Annotated in this window: 19 protein-coding genes; 3 read left to right on the top strand and 16 right to left on the bottom strand. The window is 74.3% G+C overall.

The annotated features are described in order from the left end of the window. Positions 1 to 9: 9 nt before the first annotated feature. On the bottom strand, positions 10 to 1,392 hold the full coding sequence (locus FHU37_RS20980) for a benzoate/H(+) symporter BenE family transporter (RefSeq protein WP_179815668.1): 1,383 nt from the start codon (positions 1,390 to 1,392) through the stop codon (positions 10 to 12). A 155-nt stretch (positions 1,393 to 1,547) separates the two neighbouring features. Between FHU37_RS20980 and FHU37_RS20975 the strand changes: the two genes are divergently transcribed. Further along, positions 1,548 to 2,138 (top strand): helix-turn-helix domain-containing protein, encoded by a 591-nt coding sequence (locus FHU37_RS20975; protein ID WP_179815667.1) that lies wholly within the window; start codon positions 1,548 to 1,550, stop codon positions 2,136 to 2,138. A gap of 265 nt (positions 2,139 to 2,403) precedes the next feature. Here the strand turns inward: FHU37_RS20975 and FHU37_RS20970 are convergent, their stop codons facing one another. From FHU37_RS20970 to FHU37_RS20955, 4 genes are all read right to left on the bottom strand, one after another. After that, complete coding sequence (locus FHU37_RS20970) at positions 2,404 to 2,691, bottom strand: RNA polymerase-binding protein RbpA (RefSeq protein WP_218904727.1); 288 nt, start codon at positions 2,689 to 2,691, stop codon at positions 2,404 to 2,406. A gap of 365 nt (positions 2,692 to 3,056) precedes the next feature. Beyond that, positions 3,057 to 3,287 carry a preprotein translocase subunit SecG gene (gene secG, locus FHU37_RS20965; RefSeq protein WP_179816447.1) on the bottom strand — a complete coding sequence of 77 codons (231 nt, stop codon included), beginning with the start codon at positions 3,285 to 3,287 and terminating at the stop codon, positions 3,057 to 3,059. Between the two features lie 148 nt (positions 3,288 to 3,435). Next, positions 3,436 to 4,143, bottom strand: coding sequence for a response regulator transcription factor (locus FHU37_RS20960; protein WP_179815665.1), 708 nt, complete (start codon positions 4,141 to 4,143; stop codon positions 3,436 to 3,438). Positions 4,144 to 4,206: 63 nt separating this feature from the next. Then, positions 4,207 to 4,857, bottom strand: coding sequence for a TetR/AcrR family transcriptional regulator (locus FHU37_RS20955; protein ID WP_179815664.1), 651 nt, complete (start codon positions 4,855 to 4,857; stop codon positions 4,207 to 4,209). A gap of 41 nt (positions 4,858 to 4,898) precedes the next feature. Between FHU37_RS20955 and FHU37_RS20950 the strand changes: the two genes are divergently transcribed. Then, on the top strand, positions 4,899 to 5,606 hold the full coding sequence (locus FHU37_RS20950) for a 2-oxoglutarate/malate transporter (protein WP_246450033.1): 708 nt from the start codon (positions 4,899 to 4,901) through the stop codon (positions 5,604 to 5,606). Between the two features lie 586 nt (positions 5,607 to 6,192). Here FHU37_RS20950 and FHU37_RS20945 read toward each other — a convergent pair. The 10 genes from FHU37_RS20945 to uvrC all read right to left on the bottom strand — a co-directional run bounded on the left by FHU37_RS20945 (position 6,193) and on the right by uvrC (position 18,947). Beyond that, positions 6,193 to 6,981: an SDR family NAD(P)-dependent oxidoreductase gene (locus FHU37_RS20945; RefSeq protein WP_179815663.1), complete on the bottom strand. Its 789-nt coding sequence runs from the start codon at positions 6,979 to 6,981 to the stop codon at positions 6,193 to 6,195. A gap of 130 nt (positions 6,982 to 7,111) precedes the next feature. Continuing rightward, complete coding sequence (locus FHU37_RS20940) at positions 7,112 to 8,707, bottom strand: MFS transporter (protein WP_312892696.1); 1,596 nt, start codon at positions 8,705 to 8,707, stop codon at positions 7,112 to 7,114. 143 nt (positions 8,708 to 8,850) lie between these two features. Beyond that, positions 8,851 to 9,435, bottom strand: a complete 585-nt coding sequence (locus tag FHU37_RS20935; protein ID WP_179815662.1) for a TetR/AcrR family transcriptional regulator — start codon at positions 9,433 to 9,435, stop codon at positions 8,851 to 8,853. A gap of 226 nt (positions 9,436 to 9,661) precedes the next feature. Beyond that, positions 9,662 to 10,459 (bottom strand): triose-phosphate isomerase, encoded by a 798-nt coding sequence (gene tpiA / locus FHU37_RS20930; protein ID WP_179815661.1) that lies wholly within the window; start codon positions 10,457 to 10,459, stop codon positions 9,662 to 9,664. Positions 10,460 to 10,466: 7 nt separating this feature from the next. Further along, entirely contained in the window at positions 10,467 to 11,669 is a 1,203-nt protein-coding gene (locus tag FHU37_RS20925; RefSeq protein WP_179815660.1) for a phosphoglycerate kinase, read from the bottom strand. A gap of 201 nt (positions 11,670 to 11,870) precedes the next feature. Beyond that, positions 11,871 to 12,875: a type I glyceraldehyde-3-phosphate dehydrogenase gene (gap, locus tag FHU37_RS20920; protein WP_179815659.1), complete on the bottom strand. Its 1,005-nt coding sequence runs from the start codon at positions 12,873 to 12,875 to the stop codon at positions 11,871 to 11,873. 470 nt (positions 12,876 to 13,345) lie between these two features. Beyond that, positions 13,346 to 14,323 carry a DNA-binding protein WhiA gene (whiA, locus tag FHU37_RS20915; RefSeq protein ID WP_179815658.1) on the bottom strand — a complete coding sequence of 326 codons (978 nt, stop codon included), beginning with the start codon at positions 14,321 to 14,323 and terminating at the stop codon, positions 13,346 to 13,348. Next, entirely contained in the window at positions 14,314 to 15,333 is a 1,020-nt protein-coding gene (locus tag FHU37_RS20910) for a gluconeogenesis factor YvcK family protein (protein WP_376773985.1), read from the bottom strand. The genes whiA and FHU37_RS20910 overlap by 10 nt, the downstream gene beginning before the upstream one ends. Positions 15,334 to 15,686: 353 nt before the next feature. Continuing rightward, entirely contained in the window at positions 15,687 to 16,571 is an 885-nt protein-coding gene (rapZ, locus tag FHU37_RS20905) for an RNase adapter RapZ (protein ID WP_312892695.1), read from the bottom strand. A 258-nt stretch (positions 16,572 to 16,829) separates the two neighbouring features. Then, positions 16,830 to 18,947, bottom strand: coding sequence for an excinuclease ABC subunit UvrC (gene uvrC / locus FHU37_RS20900; RefSeq protein ID WP_179815656.1), 2,118 nt, complete (start codon positions 18,945 to 18,947; stop codon positions 16,830 to 16,832). A 244-nt stretch (positions 18,948 to 19,191) separates the two neighbouring features. Between uvrC and FHU37_RS20895 the strand changes: the two genes are divergently transcribed. Continuing rightward, the gene (locus tag FHU37_RS20895; RefSeq protein ID WP_179816443.1) at positions 19,192 to 19,728 is read left to right on the top strand and encodes an NUDIX domain-containing protein; all 537 of its coding nucleotides are present in this window, start codon (positions 19,192 to 19,194) and stop codon (positions 19,726 to 19,728) included. On the opposite strand, the gene FHU37_RS20890 is transcribed toward FHU37_RS20895, so the two are convergent. Beyond that, the gene (locus FHU37_RS20890; RefSeq protein ID WP_179815655.1) at positions 19,725 to 20,201 is read right to left on the bottom strand and encodes a Rieske (2Fe-2S) protein; all 477 of its coding nucleotides are present in this window, start codon (positions 20,199 to 20,201) and stop codon (positions 19,725 to 19,727) included. The two genes, FHU37_RS20895 and FHU37_RS20890, sit on opposite strands and share 4 nt — an antisense overlap. Positions 20,202 to 20,516: the final 315 nt, after the last annotated feature.

The raw sequence follows: 20,516 nt of genomic DNA, 5'->3' as shown, positions 1-20,516 counted from the left end.
AGCTCGCGGTCAGTTTCCGTCCGCGATGCCTCCTCGACGGGGCCGATCGACGCCGGACGGCGGCCCGGCGGCGGCCGTGGCGGCTGTGTCTGTTGTTCCGCTCGTCCCGGTTGCTTCACTCGGGTCAGTTGCTTCACTCGGGTCAGTTGCTTCACTCGGGTCGGTTGCTTCACTCGGGCCGGCGGTGTCGCTTGCCGCCCTCGTGCCGGCGTCGTCCCGGCGGCGGCGCGCCGGAGCCGGCCGGCCCGGCCGCCGCAGCAGCAGCATCAGGCCGCCGGCGACCAGCCCCCAGAAGGCGGCCCCCACCCCGAACAGGCTCATCCCGGACGCGGTGACCACGAAGGTCACCACGGCCGCCTCCCGCCCGGCCGGCTCGGCGACGGCCGCGCTGATCGCGGAGGCGAGCGCGGAGAGGAGGGCGAGCCCGGCCACCGCCTCGATCAGCACCGGCGGGGAGAGCAGCACCAGCGCCGTGGCCAGCCCCGCGCCGAGCCCGAGCAGCACCATGGTCACCCCGGCGGTGACCGAGGCGATCCAGCGGCGCCCCCGGTCGGGGTGGGCGTCCGGGCCGGCGGCCAAGGCGGCGGTGATGGCGGCCAGGTTCACCGCGTGCCCGCCCAGCGGCGCGGCCACGGCGGTGGCGAGCCCGGTGCCGAGCAGCACGCCGCGCAGCGGTGGCCGGTAGCCGTACCCGGCGAGCACCGCCATGCCGGGGACGTTCTGCGAGGCCATGGTGACCAGGAACAGCGGCAGCGCCACGCTCACCAGCGCCGAGGGGCTCCAGGCCGGCGCGGTCGGCTCGATCACCAGGCGGGGGTCGGCGCCGGCCAAGCCGTCGGCGGGCGCGTTGACCGCGATCGCCACCACGGCGACGACGAGCGCGCCGGGAACCGCCCAGCGCGGGGCGAACCGGGTCAGCAGCGCCCAGGTCACGACGACCGGTCCGGCCATCGTCGGGACCTCGACGAGTGCGCGGACCGGGGCGACGCACAGCCCCAGCAGCACCCCGGCCAGCATGGCGCTGGCCACCGGCCGCGGAATGGCGGCGATCCACCGTCCGAGGGCGGGGAGCAGTCCGGCGGCGATGACCAGCAGACCGCAGGCGAGGAAGGCGCCGACGGCGGCGGGGAAGCCTCCCGGTACCGCGCCGGTGGACACCAGCAGGGCGGCGCCCGGCGTCGACCAGGCGATCGTCACCGGGACGCGGTGGCGCAGGCTCAGCCCCACGGACACCACGCCGATGCCCAGGCAGAGCGCGAACAGGCCGGAGGCCGCCTCCCGCGGGTCGGCGCCGACCGCCTGCAGACCGGCGAGCACGATGGTGAAGGAGCTGGCGAAGCCGACCAGGGCGGTGACCACCCCGGCCAGGATGGGTTGGAGCAGGCGTGTCATCCGTCCCCCCGGGTGTCACGGGCTGTCACGGCGGCTTGGCGGCATGGCGGCATGGCGAGCCGCGCGGCGTTCCGTAAACGGAACGATGGCTATGCTGCAGCACGCCGCCACCGTTCCGCAAACGGAACAACGGCGGAGTGCTGCACCATAGCGCCATGGAATCGAGCCCACCGCGCCCCGGACCGCCGCGGCCCGCGCCGGACGTCGGCACGCACGAGGCCGGGCGGCGGCTGCGCCGACTGCGTCAGGAGCGCGGCGTCTCACTCTCCGCGCTGGCCCGGCGCGCGGGCGTGGGCAAGGCGACGCTGTCCGGCCTGGAGAACGGCACCCGCAACCCGACCCTGGAGACCCTCCAGGCCGTCTCGGCCGGCCTGGGGGTGCCCCTCACCGCGCTGCTCACCCCGCCGGGGACGGCAGGGGAGCCGGCGCCGGTCATGCACGGCGCGGCGGTGGAGGTGACGCTGCTCCAGGTCTTCGACGACGCGACGGTCACCTACGAGCTGTACCGGATGCGGGTGGCGGCCGGCTTCACGCAGGTCTCGCAGCCGCACCAGCGTGGCGTCACCGAGCACGTCACGGTCTTCGCCGGACTGCTGCGCGCCGGGCCGGCCGACGCCCCGTCGGTGGCCGGCGTCGGAGAGCACATCAGCTGGGCGGCCGACGTGCCGCACACCTACCAGGCCGTCGGCCCGGAGGACGTGGTGGCCAGCCTGCTGATGCGCTATCCGCGCGAGCCCGCCCCGTGACGGACGGGGCTCGCGGCGGACGGCCAGGTGGGTAGGCATCGGCCCCGGCGGCCGGGCGAGCGGACGGGCCGGCGATCGGCCCCGGTACCCGAGGCGCTGACGGCGCCTCGGCCTTCCGCCCGCCCGCCCCTCCGGCCGGTCCCACCCGACCAGGTCCGCCGGCCGGCTCCGTCCGACCAGCCGTCCTGACGGCCGTCCTGACGGCCGTCCTGACGGCCGTCCTGACGGCCGGCCCGAGCCGGCTGCCCGAGCCGGCTACGCCGGATCAGGCCTCGCCGCGCAGCTTGGCCAGGGCCTCCGCCAGGATCGCCTCACCGTCGGCGTCGCTGCGGCGTTCCCGCACGTAGGCCAGGTGGGTCTTGTAGGGCTCGTTCCGCGGCGGGGCCGGCGGGTTGGCGCGGTCCTGACCAGCCGGGAACCCGCACCGGGGGCAGTCCCAGGTGTCGGGGACCTGCGCGTCAGATGCGAAGCTCGGCCTCGTCTCGTGCCCGTTCGCGCACCAGAACGGGATCCGGATGCGCGGGGCCGACTCCCCGCGCTCGGCCTCTCCCATCGGACCCGCGCCGACGCGGCTCCCACGGATGGCATTGCCACTTGCCACGGTCTAACTCCCTGCGTAATCCTGCGATACGCCGCCGTGCCCCCGAGGCCCGGCCGTCGTGTGATGCGCTCAATCCGCGCCTTTGTCTGGTGATGTGCCATCGCCGATGGACGCCCGACCGTTACAGACCGGTCCGCGCGCAACGGCCACCGTCCGGTGTGGCTTCGGCGCCGCACCAGTTTAAGAGCGTGTCGGAGGTGCTGGGCACGGCCCGGCGGATCCGGGCGCGGGAAAACGTTCCGACAACGGAAAAGGGGCGGGGGCCCGGCGGCATGATGCCGCCGGGCCCCCGCCCGAGTCCGCCTCGCCGGTCCGTTTCAGGAGGACACCGAGGTGAGCAGGCCGAGCACCACGACGCACGCGAACCAGAGCACCCCGACGACGATGGTGATGCGGTCGAGGTTGCGCTCGGCCACCGAGGAGCCGCCCGCCGCGGACTGCATGCCGCCGCCGAACATGTCGGACAGGCCGCCGCCCTTGCCCTTGTGCATGAGCACCAACAGGACAAGCAACCCGCTGAACACGATCAACGCGATCGAGAACGCCACAGTCACGACAAGTCCATCTCTCTCATCCGACACCGCTCCCGCAAGGGTACGACGGGAGCGGCCGCCAGCCTACTGGTCGCGCCCGGTCGCACAGGCGTCCGCTGCGCCCGGGGGCGCCGAAGCCGTCCCGACCCGGGCGGCGGTGGCATCAGTCCGCGTCGTCCCCGGTCGGCGCCTGGAGCTTCACGCCGACTCCCCGCACGGTGTGCAGGTAGCGCGGGGCGGAGGCGTTCTCCCCGAGTTTTCGTCGTAGCCATGACAGGTGTACGTCGACGGTCTGCTCACCGCCGCAGCCACGCCGCCAGACCGCGCCGAACAGCTCACGACGGGACACGACCGTCCCCGGACGCGCGGCGAGGTGGGCGAGCAGATCGAACTCGCGGCGGGTGAGGTCCAGGGGCACCCCGTCGAGGGAGGCCTGCCTGCGGTCCACGTCCACCGCCAACGCGCCCACCCGCAGCACCAGCCGCGGGGCGGGGCCGGAGGTGAGCGAACCACCGATGCGCCCCAGCACTGCGGCGATCCCGTCGGCGAGGCGGTCGCCGGAGAGCGGGCGGGGCAGGTGGGCGTCGGCGCCCGCGAGGCGCAGGCGCTCCGCCTCCGTCTCGTCGTCACGGTCGGTCGCGACGATCACGGCCACGTCGCTCATCCGCCGGACCATCCGCAGCACCTGCGTGCCGTCGGCGTCGGGCGGGGCCACGTCCAGCACGACGACGTCGTACTCGGCACGGGCCACCTCACCCAGCGCCCGCATCGCGGTGCCGACGAGGTGCACGGTGTGCGCGGCGGCGGCCAGTTCCCGGGCGAGCGCGGGGCCGACGGAGGGATCGTCCTCGACGAGCAGCACGCGTGCCATGCACCGGGAGCGTAGGCCATGCCCCTCGGCCGTTCGGGGTACCGACCGCCGCCCGCGTGTCGCTCAGTTCAGCAGTTCGCGGGCCAGCGCCTCGCTCCACCACCGCTCGACCCGATCGGGTGACCAGCCGCGTTCCACGGTGAGCACGGTGTAGACGTCGATGTTGCACACGGCCGCGTAGACGTCCACGGCGGACCGCACGTCCAGGCCCGCTCGGAGGACGCCGGGCGGCCAGGAGGAGAACACCTGGATCCGCGTCCCGTCGCCCCGGCGGCGGGCGTCGCGGTAGAGCGTCGCCAACTCCGGCTCGGTGCGACCCGCCTCGCGCACCAGCGTGATGACGTCGCCCGCGCGTTCGAACAGCCGTCGGTCATAGGCGGCCATCGCGGCCAGTTGCCGCTCGGGATTCGCCGCCGGAGCCTCGAGCTCAGCGAGCATGCGGGACGCGTCGGCCGACAGGTCCGCCGCGTCGGCCAGGGCGAGGGCCAGCCCCGTCTTGTTCCCGTACGACGCGTAGACCGTGGGCACGGAGACCCGCGCCTCCCGCGCCACGTCCCGCACGGTCGTCGCCGCCCACCCCTGGGAGACGAACAACCGGCGGGCGGCGCGGGCGATCTCCGCGCGGGTCTCCTGCGCCTGCGCCGTCCGGCGCAGCGAGTCATAGCGGCGCCGACCGGACTCCGGACCCGACTGCGGCTCCGACTCCGCGCTCATGGCTTGCCCCCTATTGGTTTTACGCTGCCTATAATGAATACATGTTACGTCAATCACCCGGGGCGACCGCCATGAGCTTCTCCCGGATCAGCGGCATGGCGGCCCTCGGTTTCGCCTTCATGATCGTCTTCGCCAACGTCATCGCGCTCCCCGCCGGCCTGCCCGCCACCGGCGCCGACATCGGGGATGTGGAGGCGTTCTTCGGCACACGGGACGACGTGGTCGGTGTCGGGTCCGCGCTCACCCCCGCCGCCTGGGCCCTGGCCACGGTGTTCGGAGCAGGCGCGGTCTGCGCGCTGCGGCCGTCCGAGCGCGATCGAGGCGAGGGATGGTCACTGCTCGGATTCGCCGGCCTGGTCCTGCAGAACGCCACCTTCGCCGGGGTCATCGCGATCCGCCTGGCGCTCACCACCACGGCCGGCGAGGACACCGGCGCCACCTCGGGACTCTGGGCGTTGCACGACGCGCTGTTCACCCTCAACGGCACCTTCCTCGCACTCGCCCTCATCGGACTCACCGTGGCCGGCCGGAACGCCGGGCTGATCCGAGGCTGGCACGGTGCGCTGGGGCTGCTGTCAGCAGCTCTGCTGTTCACCTCGGCCACCCTCACCCCCCTGGTCGTGGAGCACGCGGGCCCTCTCGGACTGCTGGGCCTCGCGGGGTGGCTGATGTGGGTGGTGTGGATCGTCGCGTACGGCGCCACCCTGATCCGGCTCAACCCGGTAACGCCGGCTCGCCGGGCGGGCTGACCGTCCGAGGGGCGTCGCACCGTACGGGCGGGGCACCGGTCTCCCACCGGCTCGGTGCTGCCGTAGGGCGCGGGCGCGGTGGAGGCCATCCCGCGGGGGCGTAGCCGCGCGTCCCTGGACACCAACGCAGGCATGCCGTCGGGAGTGGCCACGCCACTCCCGACGGCATGCCATGAGTTACCGGGATGTCATGGGCTACCGGGATGCCATGACCTACCCGAGATGCCATGAGCCGCCGAGTTGCCATGAGCTACCGGGATGCCATGAGCTACCGGGATGCCATGAGCTGCCGGGATGCCATGAGCTGCCGGGATGCCATGTCCGGACCCGGAGTTGTCCACAGGACAGATTTGGGACCTCCCGCCAGCAACGCCCTCATGGGATCCTGAAGAAGGGGACCTCGCGCCCCCCAATGGGGGGAAGGGGGGAAACGTTCCTCCCTCGGCGTGGTCCCCTCAAGTGCCCGCACCCGAGGGGACCACGCCGGGAAGGTCCCGCCGCATCCCGGCACCGCGGTCCCGGGCCCCACCACGGCACCTTCAGGCGCCCGGCCCGCCTCAGCCCGCTCAGCCCGCCTCAGGCCGCCTCAGGCCGCGGCGCCGCCGTCGATGACCAGGTCCGCCCCGACGGTGTAGCCGGACTCCTCCGAGGCCAGGTGGAGGATGGCGGACGCCACCTCCTCCAGGGTGCCGACCCGCCCGAGCGGGCTCTGCTCCTTCATCCGCAGTGCCCGCTCGGCCTCGGTCTCCCCCGGCTGCAGCGACATCGGCGTGTCCAGGGCCCCGGGGCTGACCGCGTTGATGCGGATGCCCTCGGCAATGTGGTCGCGCGCGGCGGCGCGGGTCAGCGCGCTCACCGCCGCCTTGGTCGCCGCGTACGCGCCCATGCCGGGGATGCGGATGTGCGGCCCGAGGTCGGAGGAGACGGTGACGATCGCGCCACCGCCCGAGGCCCGCATGGCGCGGACGACCTCCCGGAGGAAGAGCCAGGTTCCGGTCACGTTGGCCGCCAGCATGGCGTCCCAGTCCTCCTCGGCGATGTCCGCGACGGCCTGGCCGGCGCCGCGCAGGATGCCGACGGCGTTGACCGCGACGTCCAGGCCGCCGAGTTCACCGACCGCGTCGTCCACCAGCCGGCGGGCGTCGGCGGCGTCGGTGAGGTCCGCGGTGACGGCCTGGGCGCGCCCGCCGTCGGCCTCGATCAGCCGAACGGTCTCGCGCAGGGTGGCCTCCGTGCGTCCGGCGACGACGACCGTGGCGCCCTCGGCGGCCAGTGCCCGCGCCACGACGCGTCCGAGGCCGGTGCCGCCGCCGGCGACGAGGGCGCGGCGGGACTGGAAACGACCGGGGTTGACGGTGCGCTGGGAGGTGTTCATGGACGTACGTCTCCTTCACTGTTGAGAGTTCACTGCGTGGTGGGTGGTGGATGGTGCGGAAGCGGCCACCGGGTCGGCGGCGACCTCCGCGGGAGGGAGGTTCGGGTGGCGGGCTCGGACGCTCGCCGGATCAGCGAGGGGGCGGGGGCCCGGTCTCGGCGGGGCGGTCGGGCCGCATCACCCGGAGGGTGACGGCGGCCAGCAGCAGCAACGCCGCGCCGACCACGGCGAGCCCGAGTGCGTAGCCGCCGGTCACCGCCTCGGCCGGCGGGGAGCCGGCCGAGGCCAGCGCACTGGTGCGGGCCGCGGCGGCGGAGGCCAGCACCGCCAGGCCGACCGTCGGCCCGACCTCCATCGCCGTGTTCACCAGCCCCGCCGCCAGACCCACCTGGCGCTGCGGCACGCCGGAGACGGCTGCCACGGTGACGGCCGCGAGGGCCGCCGCGGCTCCGGCGGGGAACAGCAGCAGGGCGGGCAGCAGGTCGGTGGCGTACGGGCCGTCCAGGCCGGTGGCGCCGCCGAGCAGCAGCCCGGCGCCGGCGGTGGCGGAGCCCGCAACCGCCACGGCGCGGGTCCCGTGACGGAGCACCAGGCGGCCGGCGATCCGCCCGGCGGCGACCAGCACGACCACGTAGGGGACGAAGGCGGCCGAGGTGCGCGCCGGGCTCCACTCGCGGATCTGCTGCACCTGGAGGACGGGGAAGAATCCGAGCGCGACGGAGCCGGCGGCGACGGCCAGCACGACGGCGAGCGCGACCAGGCGGCGCGGGTGGGCGAGGAAGCGCGGGGGCAGCAGCGGATCGGCGTGCCGCAGTTCGACGAGGGTGAAGACGGCGATCAGGGCCGTGCCGCCGAGGAGTGGGACGAGGACGGCGGCGGAGCTCCAGGGGTGGTCGCCGGTGTGGACCAGGCCAAGGCTGAGGGCGATGATGCCGGCCGTCCACAGGGCGGCGCCGGGCAGGTCCAGGCCGCCGAGCCGCCCGGAGGTCGTCCCCTTGCCGGCCGACGGAGCGGACGGGGCGGAGGCCGGAGCGGCGGGCGCGTCGGGCAGCAGTCGGCGGGTGGTGACCAGCAGGACCACGGTCAGCGCGATCGGCGCGGTGAAGAGCCAGCGCCAGGACAGCAGGCTGGTGACGGGTCCGGAGAGCAGGTTGCCGGTCGCGGCGCCGATCACCGCCAGCCCGCCCCAGGTGGCCGTGGCGCGGCGCAGCCGCGTGGGGTCGGGGAAGAGTGTGGGGAGGGCCGCCATCGCGGCCGGGGCCAGCAGGGCGGCTCCGGCGCCCTGGGTGAACCGGGCGGTGAGCAGCACGGTGGCGTCGGGGGCGAGTGCCGCGGCTGTCGCGGCGGTGCCGAACAGGGCGGCGCCGGCGAGGAGGGTGCGGCGGGGGCCGTAGCGGTCGGTGAGTCGGCCGCCGAGGAGCAGCAGGCCGCTGAAGGTGAGGCCGTAGGCGGCGGTGAGCAGGACGAGATCGGCCGGGGAGAGGTGGAACTGCCGCTGGAGGGCGGGGAGCGGCACCGACAGCATGGTGATGGTGAAGATCAGGAGGATCTGGGTGGTGGCGAGGAGGGCGTAGGCGGCGCGCGGGTGCCGGGCGTGCCGCTGGGAGGCGGCTTCCGGTGCGGCCTCGGTACCGGCCTCCGCCGAAGTCCTCGCTCCGGCACCGGCTCCCGCCGCGGCACCGGTGGCGTCCGGCGCCGCGGTGTCGCGCTGTCGGGCCGTGGTCACGTTTCCCCCTCCTATCTAGACCGATCGTTCTCGAATTTGGGCACACGGATCCAGGCACACGAATCCGGCGCACGGAGTCGCGCCGCCGGCTGCACGGACCCCGCCCGGCGGGGCGCACAGCGGCGTTCACCCCGGGGCCCGGCTCACTCCAGGACGGCGAGGGCCTGCGTCGCGGCGGCCCGGATCCGTTCCGGTTCCGGCCGTCCGCGCCCCATCACCCGCAGCCCCTGGAAGAGCACCAGCAGGAAGCTGGCGATCTGCCGCGGTTCGCGTCCCTCGGGGAGCTCACCGCGGTCGCGGGCCCGCACCAGGGCGCTCTCCAAGGCCCCCTCCAGGGACGCCCAGCTCGCCTCCACCCGCCGGGCGACCTCCGTGTCGTGCCGGGTCAGCTCGACGGCGCTGTTGGTCACCAGGCAGCCGAGGCGGCGCGGGTCCTCCATGGCCTCGGTGGCGAAGGCCCGCACGGCGGCCCGCACCGCCTCCAGCCCGGCGTCCGGTTCGTTCAGCGCGGCGAGCGCGCCGGTGTTGCTCCGGTTGGCGCCGTAGCGGTCCAGGGCGGCCAGGAAGAGGTCCCGCTTGCCGCCGAACGTTCCGTAGATGCTGGCCTTGGCGATGCCGAGGCGCGCCACCAGGTCGGACATGGAGGTGGCTTCGTAGCCGCGCTCCCAGAACAGTTCGAGCGCCGCCTGGAGGGCGGCGTCCGGGTCGAACTCCTTGGTGCGTGCCATGTCCCGGACGCTATCCCATTCGAGACCGAGCGGTCAAGAAAGCGCGTCAACACCGGCGCCGGGCCTGGCGGGGGGCGGACAACGGACAACAGAGAGCGGAGAAACGGGCCCGCGGCAACAGCCCCGGAGGAACGCCGTGGCGGCCGGCCCCCAGTACTCGGGAGCCGACCGCCACGGAGGGGCGAACGAACGCGCCGAAGAGACGGACCGCGTCGCGACGACCGCGTCAGGCCGTCTTGGTGTCCGCCTGGTCGAAGCGCACGATGCCGACGAACTCGTCGGCCACCAGCGAGGCGCCTCCCACCAGGGCGCCGTCCACGTCCGGCTTGGCCATGATCCCGGCCGCGTTGGAGGCCTTCACCGAACCGCCGTACAGGATGCGGACGGCGTCCGCCACCTGCGCGTCGTACAGCTCGGCGAGTCGTCCACGGATGGCCGCGCAGACCTCCTGGGCGTCCTCGGGGGTGGCGACCTCGCCGGTGCCGATGGCCCACACCGGCTCGTAGGCGATGACGATGCGGGCCGCCTGCTCCGCCGGGAGGCCGGCCAGCGCGCCGTCGACCTGGGCGAGGGTGTGCGGGACCTGCCGGCCGGCCTTGCGGACGTCCAGGCCCTCGCCGACGCACAGGATCGGCACGATGTCGTTGCGGAAGGCCGCCTTCACCTTGGCGTTGACCAGCTCGTCGGTCTCGCCGTGGTACTCGCGCCGCTCGGAGTGGCCGATGGCCACGTAGGAGCACTTCAGCTTGGCCAGCATCGGGCCGGACACCTCGCCGGTGTAGGCCCCGGAGTCGTGCGCCGAGATGTCCTGCGCGCCGTACTTGATCTTCAGCTTGTCGCCGTCGACCAGCGTCTGCACGGAACGGAGGTCGGTGAACGGCGCCAGCACCGCCACCTCCACCGCCTCGTAGTCGGCGTCGGTGAGGCTGAAGGCGAGCTTCTGGACGTGGGCGATGGCCTCGAGGTGGTTGAGGTTCATCTTCCAGTTGCCCGCCATCAGCGGCGTGCGTGCGTGGGTTGCCATGGGTGCGTCAGTCCTCCAGTGCTGCCAGGCCAGGCAGGGTCTTGCCCTCAAGGTATTCGAGGCTGGCGCCGCCGCCGGTCGAGATGTGGCCGAACGCCTTGTCGTCGAAGCCGAGGTTGCGCACGGCCGAGGCGGAGTCGCCGCCGCCGATCACGCTGAACGCGCTGGACTCGGCGAGCGCGCGGGCGATCGCCTCGGTGCCGCCGGCGTAGTCGGCGTACTCGAAGACGCCCATCGGGCCGTTCCAGAAGACGGTGGCCGCGTCGGCGAGGCGGGAGGCGAACAGCTCCCGGCTCTTCGGGCCGATGTCCAGGCCCTCGTGGTCGGCCGGGATGGCGTCGGCGTCCACCACCTGGTAGGTGGCGGTGCCCGGGGCCGGGTCGCTGGGGAACTCGGTGGCGACCAGGAAGTCGACCGGGAGCAGCAGCTCGACGCCCTTGTCCTCGGCGCGCCGCAGGTACTCGGTCACGGTCGGGATCTGCTCCTCCTGGAGCAGGCTCCTGCCCACCTCCAGGCCCTTGGCCTTGAGGAAGGTGTAGGCCATGCCGCCGCCGATGATCAGCCGGTCGGCCTTGTCCAGCAGGTTGTCGATCACGCCGAGCTTGTCGGAGACCTTGGCGCCGCCGAGGACCACCACGTAGGGGCGGCTGACGTCCTCGGTGAGCTTCTTCAGGACCTCGACCTCGGTGGCGATCAGGCCGCCGGCGGCGTGCGGCAGGCGGGCCGGCACGTCGTACACCGAGGCGTGCTTGCGGTGCACGGCGCCGAAGCCGTCGCTCACGTAGACCTGGGCGAGGGCGGCGAGCCGGTCGGCGAAGGCGCCGCGCTCGGCGTCGTCCTTGCTGGTCTCGCCGGCGTTGAAGCGCAGGTTCTCCAGCAGCGCGACCTCGCCGTCGCCGAGGGCGGCGGTGATCTCCTGGGCGCTGTCACCCACCGTGTCGGAGGCGAAGGCGACCGGGCGGCCGAGCAGCTCGCCGAGGCGGGTGGCGACCGGGGCGAGGGAGTACTTCGGGTCCGGCTCGCCCTTGGGGCGGCCGAGGTGGGAGCAGACGATGACGCGGGCGCCGGCCTGGGCCAGCTTGGCGATGGTGGGCACGGAGGCCCGGATGCGGCCGTCGTCGGTGATGCGGGTGCCGTCGAGCGGCACGTTGAGGTCGGCGCGGACGAGCACGCGCTTGCCGGCGACGTCGAGGTCGTCGATGGTCTTCATGACGAGGTGGTCCCTTTCACGGGTGTCCCTGCGGTCTTTGGCGAACGCGCGACGGCGGGCCCGGACGACGGCTCGCGTCGTCCGGGCCCGCCGTCGGGCGATGAGCTCACGCGGCCCCGGCGGGCTCCGCGGTGGACGCGGAGCCGGCCGGGGAGCCGAGCGCTACCGGAACGGTGTGCCGTCTTCAGGCGACGGCTCCGGTCAGAGCTTGCCGCCGATGTGGGAGGCGAGGTCCACCAGGCGGTTGGAGTAGCCCCACTCGTTGTCGTACCAGCCGACGACCTTGACCGTCTTGCCGGACACCATGGTCAGGCTGGAGTCGAAGGTGCACGACGCCGGCCAGTTGACGATGTCGGAGGAGACGATCTGGTCCTCGGTGTACTCCAGGAAGCCCTTGAGGGAGCCCTCGGCGGCCGCCTTGAACGCCGCGTTGATCTCGTCCTTGGTGGCCTCCCGCTCCAGCTCGACGACCAGGTCGGTCACCGAGCCGGTGGGGACCGGCACGCGCATGGCGATGCCGTCCAGCTTGCCCTTCAGCTCCGGGATCACCAGCGCGGTGGCCTTCGCGGCACCGGTGGTGGTCGGGATGATGTTCTGGGCGGCGGCGCGGGCGCGGCGCAGGTCCTTGTGCGGGAAGTCCAGGATGACCTGGTCGTTGGTGTAGGCGTGGACCGTGGTCATCAGGCCCTTGACCACACCGAAGTTGTCCAGCAGCACCTTGGCCAGCGGCGCCACGCAGTTGGTGGTGCAGGAGGCGTTGGAGACCACGTGGTGCTTGGCCGGGTCGTAGCTCTCGTGGTTGACGCCCATCACGAAGGTGGCGTCCTCGCCCTTGGCCGGGGCCGAGATGATGACCTTCTTGGCGCCCGCGTCGAGGTGCTTCTTGGCGTCCTCGGCGTTGGTGAAGCGGCCGGTGGACTCGATCACGATGTCGGCGCCGAGCTCGCCCCAGGGCAGCTGGGCCGGGTCGCGCTCGGCGATCGCCTTGAAGCTCTTGCCGCCGACGGTGATCGTGTCGCCGTCCACGGTGACCTCGCGGTCCAGGCGGCCCAGGATGGTGTCGTACCTGAGCAGGTGCGCCAGGGTCTCGTTGTCGGTCAGGTCGTTGACACCGACGATCTCGATGTCAGCGTTCTGGGCCAGGACCGCACGGAAGAAGTTGCGGCCGATACGGCCGAAGCCGTTGATGCCTACCCGGATCGTCACGAACCGATCTCCTCGCTGGTACGCCGGACGAAGGCCGACGGAAGCTGTTTGGGATGTCCCCGACCGCTTCCGACCCTACCTCGCCACTGTGGCCGCCAGCACGTTCACCCCGCTGTCCGCGCCGAAGGCTTCCGGGAAGGTCCGTACCGGGTGCGAACAGGTACGCACGGCTCCGGACGGATTCCGGCAGGGGGTGCCCGGGGCACGCGACACGCCGTCACCCGGGGGTGGACATCCGAGTTGCCGGATTCCGACAGGTCGTTCGGGAGGTGGTGGGGCCGGCCGCCGGATCGGCGTGCCGCGTCCCGCCGGCGACACCGGGCGGCCGGCACTCCGGTACGCCGTGCGATTGCGATCGTTTCAACGCTGTTGCCGCCGCCCGGGAATTTTTTGATTCGTGATTGAACGAATGGCCGGCCGTCCCGGTATTCGGGACGGCCGGCCGGGGCGAACCGGGCGCGGCGTCGGCGTCAGCCGACCATCTCCTCGGTGAGGCTGGACTCGGTGCCGGGCAGGCCCAGTTCCATGGCGCGCTTGTCGGCCATCGCCAGCAGGCGCCGGATCCGGCCGGCCACCGCGTCCTTGGTCAGCGGCGGGTCGGCGAGCGAGCCCAGCTCCTCCAGCGACGCCTGCTTGTGCTCCATCCGCAGCCGGCCGGCGGCGGCCAGGTGCTCGGGCACGTCGTCGCCGAGGATCTCCAGGGCGCGCGCCACCCGGGCGCCGGCGGCCACCGCGGCGCGCGCGGAGCGGCGCAGGTTGGCGTCGTCGAAGTTGGCCAGCCGGTTGGCGGTCGCCCGCACCTCGCGGCGCATCCGCCGCTCCTCCCAGGCCAGCACCGACTCGTGCGCGCCGAGCCGGGTGAGCACCGCGCCGATCGCGTCGCCGTCGCGGACCACGACCCGGTCGACCCCGCGCACCTCGCGGTTCTTGGCGGTGATGCCGAGCCGGCGGGCCGCGCCGACCAGGGCGAGGGCCGCCTCGGAGCCGGGGCAGGTGATCTCCAGCGAGGAGGAGCGGCCGGGTTCGGTGAGCGAGCCGTGGGCGAGGAAGGCGCCGCGCCAGGCCGCCTCGGCGTCGCAGGTGGCCCCGGAGACCACCTGGGGCGGCAGGCCGCGGATGGGCCGGCCGCGGCCGTCCAGCAGGCCGGTCTGCCGGGCGAGCTGGTCGCCGCCGGCCACCACCCGGACCACGAAGCGGCTGCCCCGCCGCAGCCCGCCGGGGGCCATCACCACCAGGTCCGAGGCGTGGCCGAAGATCTCCAGGATGTCCTTGCGCAGCCGCCGGGCGGCGGCTCCGGTGTCGAGCTCCGCCTCGACCACGATGCGGCCCGAGACGATGTGCAGGCCGCCGGCGAACCGCAGGATCGAGGAGACCTCGGCCTTGCGACAGCATGCTCTGGTGATCGGCAGCCTGCTGAGCTCGTCCTTCACCGCTGCGGTCATCGCCATGGGCCGATCCTTCCATGCGTGCGGAAAATCCTGTCGTACGCCGCCGCCAGCAGCTCGGGGTCGTGGCGGGGTGTGCCGTCCGCGGCGGCCACCGACGCCAGCACCAGCTCCCCGCCCAGCTGTTTGGCGGCGTCCTCAAGGGTGTCGCGGTCCCCGATCCACGCCGGGTCGGCCAGCACGGCGTCCACGGTGAGGTCGGGGGCGTGCGCGGCGAGCACCTCCAGGTGACGTTCCGAGGAGAACCCCTCGGTCTCCCCCGGCTGCGCGGCGAGGTTCAGCGCGAGCACCTTGCGGGCCCGGGTCACCGACAGCACCTCGGCCAGGGTGGGCACCAGCAGGTGGGGGATGACGCTGGTGAACCAGGAGCCGGGGCCGAGGATGACCCAGTCGGCGTCGCGCACCGCGGCCACCGCCTCGGGCGCGGCGGGGGGCTCCTCGGGCACCAGGCGGACCTGCTGCACGTGGCCGGGGGTCACCGCCACCTCGGCCTGCCCGCGCACGGCGGTGGTCTCCTGCGGGCGGGCCGGGTCGTGCCCCCGGACCAGCGCCTCGATCTCCAACGGCACGGTGGACATGGGCAGCACACGGCCGTGCGCGCCCAGCAGCCGGCCGACCCACGCCAGGGCGTCCACGTGGTCCCCGAGCTTCTCCCACAGGGCCGCGATCAGCAGGTTGCCGACGGCGTGGCCGTGGAGTTCGCCGCCGCCGGTGAAGCGGTGCTGCAGCACGCTGGCCCAGGTGCGGCCCCACTCGTCGTCGCCGCACAGCGCGGCCAGCGCCTTGCGCAGGTCCCCCGGGGGGAGGATGCCGAGTTCCTGCCGCAGGCGGCCGCTGGAGCCGCCGTCGTCCGCGACGGTGACCACGGCGGTCAGGTCGGGGGTGAGCCGGCGCAGGGCGGTCAGCGACGCGGCCAGGCCGTGGCCGCCGCCGAGGGCGACGACCTTCGGCTGCAGTCCCATCGGTGGGACGGTCCCGCGCATCCCGCGACGCCCTGGATTGTGTCCGGTCACGCCCTCTCCCGGTTGTCTGGTGCCACTTCCGGAAGCATGCCAGATCTCCGGGGCGGCTCCGGTCCGGCGGCGCCGCCGCACGGGTGGGCGGCGGGGCGCGGGCGCGGGGGCCGGGTGTGCGCGCGGGGCGTGGTACGCCCGGTCGGGCGTGCGGCGCGGCCGGGCGCCCGGCCGGGTGGCCGCGGGCGGCGCGCGGCCCCGACCGCCGGGCTCGTTTCGGCGGTTCGTTCGGTTCCGCCGGCGGTTCGTTCGGTCCGGCCGCCGCACGGAGGGCTGCGCCGGTGGCCGGCGCTTCACCGGTGGCCGGGGCCGCGCCGGTGGCCGGGCGGGGCGGGCCGCCCGGCCACCGTCGGCTACTCGCGGCCCATGTCGCGGTGCACCACCTTGGTGTCCACGCCCTGCTCGGCCAGCCGGCGGGTGAGCCGCTCCGCCATCGCCACGCTGCGGTGCTTGCCGCCGGTGCAGCCGACGGCGAGGGTCAGGTAGCGCTTGCCCTCGCGCCGGTAGCCCTCGATGACCAGCCGCAGCAGCTCGCTGTAGCCGTCCAGGAACTCCTTGGCGCCGGGCTGGTCGAACACGTACCCGGCGACCTCCTCGCTCGTCCCGGTGAACGGCCGCAGCTCCGGCACCCAGTGCGGGTTCGGCAGGAAGCGGCAGTCCACCACCAGGTCGGCGTCGACCGGCAGGCCGTACTTGTACCCGAACGACATCACGGTGGCGCGCAGCTCGGGCTCCTGGCCGTCCGCGAAGGCGGCGTCCATCTTGGCGCGGAGCTCGTGCACGTTGAGCGTCGAGGTGTCGATCACCAGGTCGGCCTGGCCGCGCAGCTCGCGCAGCAGGTCGCGCTCCTTGGCGATGCCGTCGACGATCCGGCCGTCCCCCTGCAGGGGGTGCGGGCGCCGCACGGACTCGAAGCGCCGCACCAGGTGGTCGTCGGACGCCTCCAGGAAGACCACCCGGCGCCGGACCCCGGAGGAGTCCAGGTCGGCCAGGGAGTTCTTCAGGTCGTCGAAGAAGCGCCGGCCGCGGACGTCCACCACCACGCCGATGCGCGGCACGGCGCCCTGCGAGCGGGCACCGAGGTCGACCATGGTCGGGATCAGCGACGGCGGCAGGTTGTCGACCACGAACCAGCCCAGGTCCTCCAGGCACTTGGCGGCGGTGCTGCGACCGGCACCGGACATGCCGGAGATGATCACGAGTTCCGGGGTGTTCTCACCGGTACCAGGGGCGTTCACGGATCCTCCAGTTCGTCTCCTCCCTGCCTGCACCGGGCAGGGGGCGCGCCCGTCGGGGCTGTCACGCGGCGAAACCTACCCGACGGAGCCGACCTCACCGGGGCGACGAGGTGACAACTTCGCTCCGGTTGCTTGGCGGCCGCCCACGGTCCGGCGGCCTGCGGGCGGGGCGCCGAGGGCCGCCCGACTCGCCCCGGAACGCCCCGACTCCCCTGCCGGGCAGGGAGGTTGGGGACCGGCCGGGCGCGCCGGACCGGGTCAGGACTCGCCTTCCACGATCTCCCCGGTGGCGGTGTTGACGGCCGGTGCCGACGGTTCCGCCGAGGCCAGCGCCGCGATGACGGCCTCGGCGGTGCGCCGGCCGATGCCCGGCACCTCGCACACCTCCTCCAGCGTGGCGGACCGCAGGCGCTTGACGGACCCGAAGTGCTTCAGCAGCGCCGCGCGGCGGGTGGCGCCGAGCCCGGGCACCGAGTCCAGGCCACCCGCGCGCAGCCGCTTGCCCCGCTTGCCGCGCTGGTAGCTGATGGCGAACCGGTGCGCCTCGTCCCGCACGCGCTGCAGCAGGTACAGGCCCTCGCTGCTGCGCGGCAGCACCACCGGGTCCTCCTCGCCGGGCAGCCACACCTCCTCCAGTCGCTTGGCCAGGCCGCACAGGGCGACGTCGTCGATGCCCAGCTCCGCCAGGGCCCGGGCGGCGGCGGCCACCTGCGGGGCGCCGCCGTCCACCACGACCAGCTGCGGCGGGTAGGCGAAGCGCCGCGGACGGCCGGTCTCCGGATCGATCGGCCCGGAGACGGCGGGGCCTTCCAGCTCCACCGCCCCGGCGGCGCCCTCGGGGCCCGCGCCGCCGTTGCCGGTGTCGCCGTTGCCGGTGTCGCCGTTGCCGGTGTCGACCTCCCCGGCGGCGGCGCGCTCCGCGGCCTGCCGGGCGGCCTCCGCCTCGCCCTCCGGGGTGGCCCACTCGCCGGTGCGCTGGGACTCCTCCAGGTAGCGGCGGAAGCGCCGGGTGATCACCTCGTGCATGGAGCGGACGTCGTCCTGCCCGGCGAAGCCCCTGATGGCGAAGCGGCGGTACTCGCTCTTGCGGGCCAGGCCGTCCTCGAAGACCACCATGGAGGCGACCACGTCCTCGCCCTGCAGGTGCGAGATGTCGAAGCACTCGATGCGCAGCGGGGCGGACTCCAGGCCGAGGGCGTCGGCGATCTCGGCCAGGGCCCGGCTGCGGGTGGACAGGTCGGAGGCGCGGCGGGTCTTGTGCAGGGCGAGGGATTGGCCGGCGTTGCGGGCGACCGTGGCCAGGAGGTCCTTCTTGTCGCCGCGCTGCGGCACGCGCAGGTCCACCCGGGAGCCGCGCAGCTCGCCCAGCCAGGACGCGACCGCCTCGGCGTCGGTGGGCAGCACGGGCACCAGCACCTCGCGCGGCACCGCCTCGCCGCGCTCGGCGCCGTAGAGCTGCTGCAGGAAGTGCTCGACGAGCTCGGCGGCGCCGACGTCCTCCACCTTGTCGGTGACCCAGCCGCGCTGGCCGCGCACCCGGCCGCCGCGCACGTGGAATATCTGCACGGCCGCCTCCAGCTCGTCCTCGGCGAGCGCGATGACGTCCGCGTCGGTGCCGTCCGGGAGCACCACGGCGTTCTTCTCCATGGCCCGGCGCAGCGCGCCGATGTCGTCGCGCAGGCGGGCGGCGCGCTCGTACTCCAGGTCGGCGGCGGCCTGCTGCATCTCCTTCTCCAGGCGCCGCAGGTGCGTGCCGGTGCGGCCGGCCATGAAGTCGCAGAACTCGGCGGCCAGCTCCCGGTGGTCCTCCGGGGAGATCCGGCCGACGCAGGGGGCGGAGCACTTGTCGATGTAGCCGAGCAGGCAGGGGCGTCCGCTGGCGGCGGCGCGCTTGAACACGCCGCTGGAGCAGGTGCGGACCGGGAAGACGCGCAGCAGCAGGTCGACCGTCTCGCGGATCGCCCAGGCGTGGGCGTAGGGGCCGAAGTAGCGCACCCCCTTGCGGCGGGGGCCGCGCATGACCTGGACCCGGGGGAACTCCTCGTCCATGGTGACGGCGAGCGAGGGGTAGGACTTGTCGTCGCGGTACTTGACGTTGAAGCGCGGGGAGTACTCCTTGATCCAGGAGTACTCCAGCTGGAGCGCCTCCACCTCGGTGCTGACCACCGTCCACTCCACGGAGGCGGCGGTGGTCACCATGGTGGCGGTGCGCGGGTGCAGCGCGGCGACGTCCTGGAAGTAGTTGGCCAGCCGCTGCCGGAGGTTCTTCGCCTTTCCGACGTAGACGACGCGGCCGTGCCCGTCCCGGAAGCGGTAGACGCCGGGTGCCTGCGGGATCGTGCCGGGTGCTGGGCGGTAGCTGGACGGGTCGGCCATGCCCTCACCTTACGGAAGAGCACCGACAGCGCGGGAGTCGCTCCGCTGGAACGGGCGGGGCGGGCGGGGTTGTCCGGGGGCGCCCTCCGGCAGGGAGGATGGTCCCGCACGCGGCGTTGATCGAGCCCCGCCGTCAGGCGGGTGGAAGGAGGCCGGCATGGCGGCCGGGAACGGGACGTCGTCCGGGCGTTCGGAGCTCGTCGGGGAGGCCGCGGGGGTCATACCCCCCTGGGCCACGCTGCCGATGGACACCCACTGCGGCTACTGCGGGGCGGCCTACACGGTGACGGCGGGCTGGCCGCGGGTGTGCGGCGAGTGCTCCAACACCACCTGGCGCAACCCGCTGCCGGTGGCCGTGGCCATGCTGCCGGTCCACGACGACGCCGGAGTCCACCTGGTCGTGATCCGGCGGACCATCGAGCCCCGGCACGGCTGGCTGGCGCTGCCCGGTGGGTTCGTGGACCTCGGGGAGAGCTGGCAGCAGGGGGTGGTGCGGGAACTGTGGGAGGAGACCGGCATCCCGGCCCGGGCGGAGGACGTCCGGCTGGCCGGCGCGTACAGCAACCAGCCGGGATCGCACATCATGCTGTTCGGCCTGCTGCCCCCGCGGCCGCTGGCGGAGCTGCCGCCGTCGGCGCCGACGGCGGAGACCCTGGGCTGGGAGCTGCTGTCCGCGCCGGCCGAGCTGGCCTTCCCCTCGCACACGCAGGTGGTGGCCGACTGGTTCGCCGGCGAGCACGGGGGGCGCGGCGGGCAGGGTGGCCCCGGGCGGCTGGGCTAGCCGTCCGCGCCGGCCTCGGGGCCGACCACCAGTCGGCCCTCCTGCACCCGCACCGGCACGGCCGGCAGCGGCGAGGGCGACGGGCCGCCCACCACCGAACCGTCGGAGACGTCGAACCGGCTGCCGTGGCAGCGGCACAGGATGCCGCCCTCGCCGACCTCGGAGACCAGGCAGGCCTGGTGCGGGCAGACGGCGCTGAACGCCTTCAGCTCCTGCTCGCTGGGCCGGGTGACCACCACGGCGGCGTCCGGGTACACCTTGCCGCCGCCGACCGGCACCTCCGACTCCGGCCCCAGCTCCACCGGGGCGGTCGGACCGGTCTGCGGGGTGGCGGAGCCGCCGGCGCCCTCGGCGCAGCCGGCCAGCGCCCAGGCCCCGGCGCCGACCGCGCCGGCCACGACGGTGGACCGCAGCACCTGGCGGCGGGTGGTGGTGCCTTCCGCGGCGGCGCGGGCGGGCTCGCTGGTGGTCACGGCGTGCTCCTGATCAGGGGGTTGGTGGGGTCACTCGGGGCGGGGGAGGGAGGGCCCGCGCGCGCGGGGCCTCCTCGCGCGGGCCCAGCCTACGCGGGCCGCCGCCCCGACCCGCCCCCGGGCCGGGGCGCGGTGACGGCTGCGGGGCCCCGCACGGGGGCCTTGCACGGGGCCCCGTGCGCCCGCGCGCGACGGCCCCGCCTGGGTCCTCCGCCACACCGCCGACGCCACCACCCGTGCGCCCGCGCGCGACGGCCCCGCCCCTCCGCGTGGTGCGGGGGACGGGGCCGTCGTGTGGTGGGCGGTGCGCCGGCC

It is taken from the genome of Allostreptomyces psammosilenae (genome assembly GCF_013407765.1).
GTDB classification, from domain to species: domain Bacteria; phylum Actinomycetota; class Actinomycetes; order Streptomycetales; family Streptomycetaceae; genus Allostreptomyces; species Allostreptomyces psammosilenae.
This window is presented reverse-complemented; position numbering and strand designations above follow the sequence as displayed.

What these genes read in the sequence shown, in the direction of transcription:
- FHU37_RS20980 (WP_179815668.1), bottom strand. Translation starts at nt 1,392, where the DNA reads ATGACACGCCTGCTCCAACCCATCCTGGCCGGGGTGGTCACCGCCCTG.
- FHU37_RS20975 (WP_179815667.1), top strand. Translation starts at nt 1,548, where the DNA reads ATGGAATCGAGCCCACCGCGCCCCGGACCGCCGCGGCCCGCGCCGGAC.
- FHU37_RS20970 (WP_218904727.1), bottom strand. Translation starts at nt 2,691, where the DNA reads ATGGGAGAGGCCGAGCGCGGGGAGTCGGCCCCGCGCATCCGGATCCCG.
- FHU37_RS20960 (WP_179815665.1), bottom strand. Translation starts at nt 4,143, where the DNA reads ATGGCACGCGTGCTGCTCGTCGAGGACGATCCCTCCGTCGGCCCCGCG.
- FHU37_RS20955 (WP_179815664.1), bottom strand. Translation starts at nt 4,857, where the DNA reads ATGAGCGCGGAGTCGGAGCCGCAGTCGGGTCCGGAGTCCGGTCGGCGC.
- FHU37_RS20950 (WP_246450033.1), top strand. Translation starts at nt 4,899, where the DNA reads ATGTTACGTCAATCACCCGGGGCGACCGCCATGAGCTTCTCCCGGATC.
- FHU37_RS20945 (WP_179815663.1), bottom strand. Translation starts at nt 6,981, where the DNA reads ATGAACACCTCCCAGCGCACCGTCAACCCCGGTCGTTTCCAGTCCCGC.
- FHU37_RS20935 (WP_179815662.1), bottom strand. Translation starts at nt 9,435, where the DNA reads ATGGCACGCACCAAGGAGTTCGACCCGGACGCCGCCCTCCAGGCGGCG.
- tpiA (WP_179815661.1), bottom strand. Translation starts at nt 10,459, where the DNA reads ATGGCAACCCACGCACGCACGCCGCTGATGGCGGGCAACTGGAAGATG.
- FHU37_RS20925 (WP_179815660.1), bottom strand. Translation starts at nt 11,669, where the DNA reads ATGAAGACCATCGACGACCTCGACGTCGCCGGCAAGCGCGTGCTCGTC.
- whiA (WP_179815658.1), bottom strand. Translation starts at nt 14,323, where the DNA reads ATGGCGATGACCGCAGCGGTGAAGGACGAGCTCAGCAGGCTGCCGATC.
- uvrC (WP_179815656.1), bottom strand. Translation starts at nt 18,947, where the DNA reads ATGGCCGACCCGTCCAGCTACCGCCCAGCACCCGGCACGATCCCGCAG.
- FHU37_RS20895 (WP_179816443.1), top strand. Translation starts at nt 19,192, where the DNA reads ATGGACACCCACTGCGGCTACTGCGGGGCGGCCTACACGGTGACGGCG.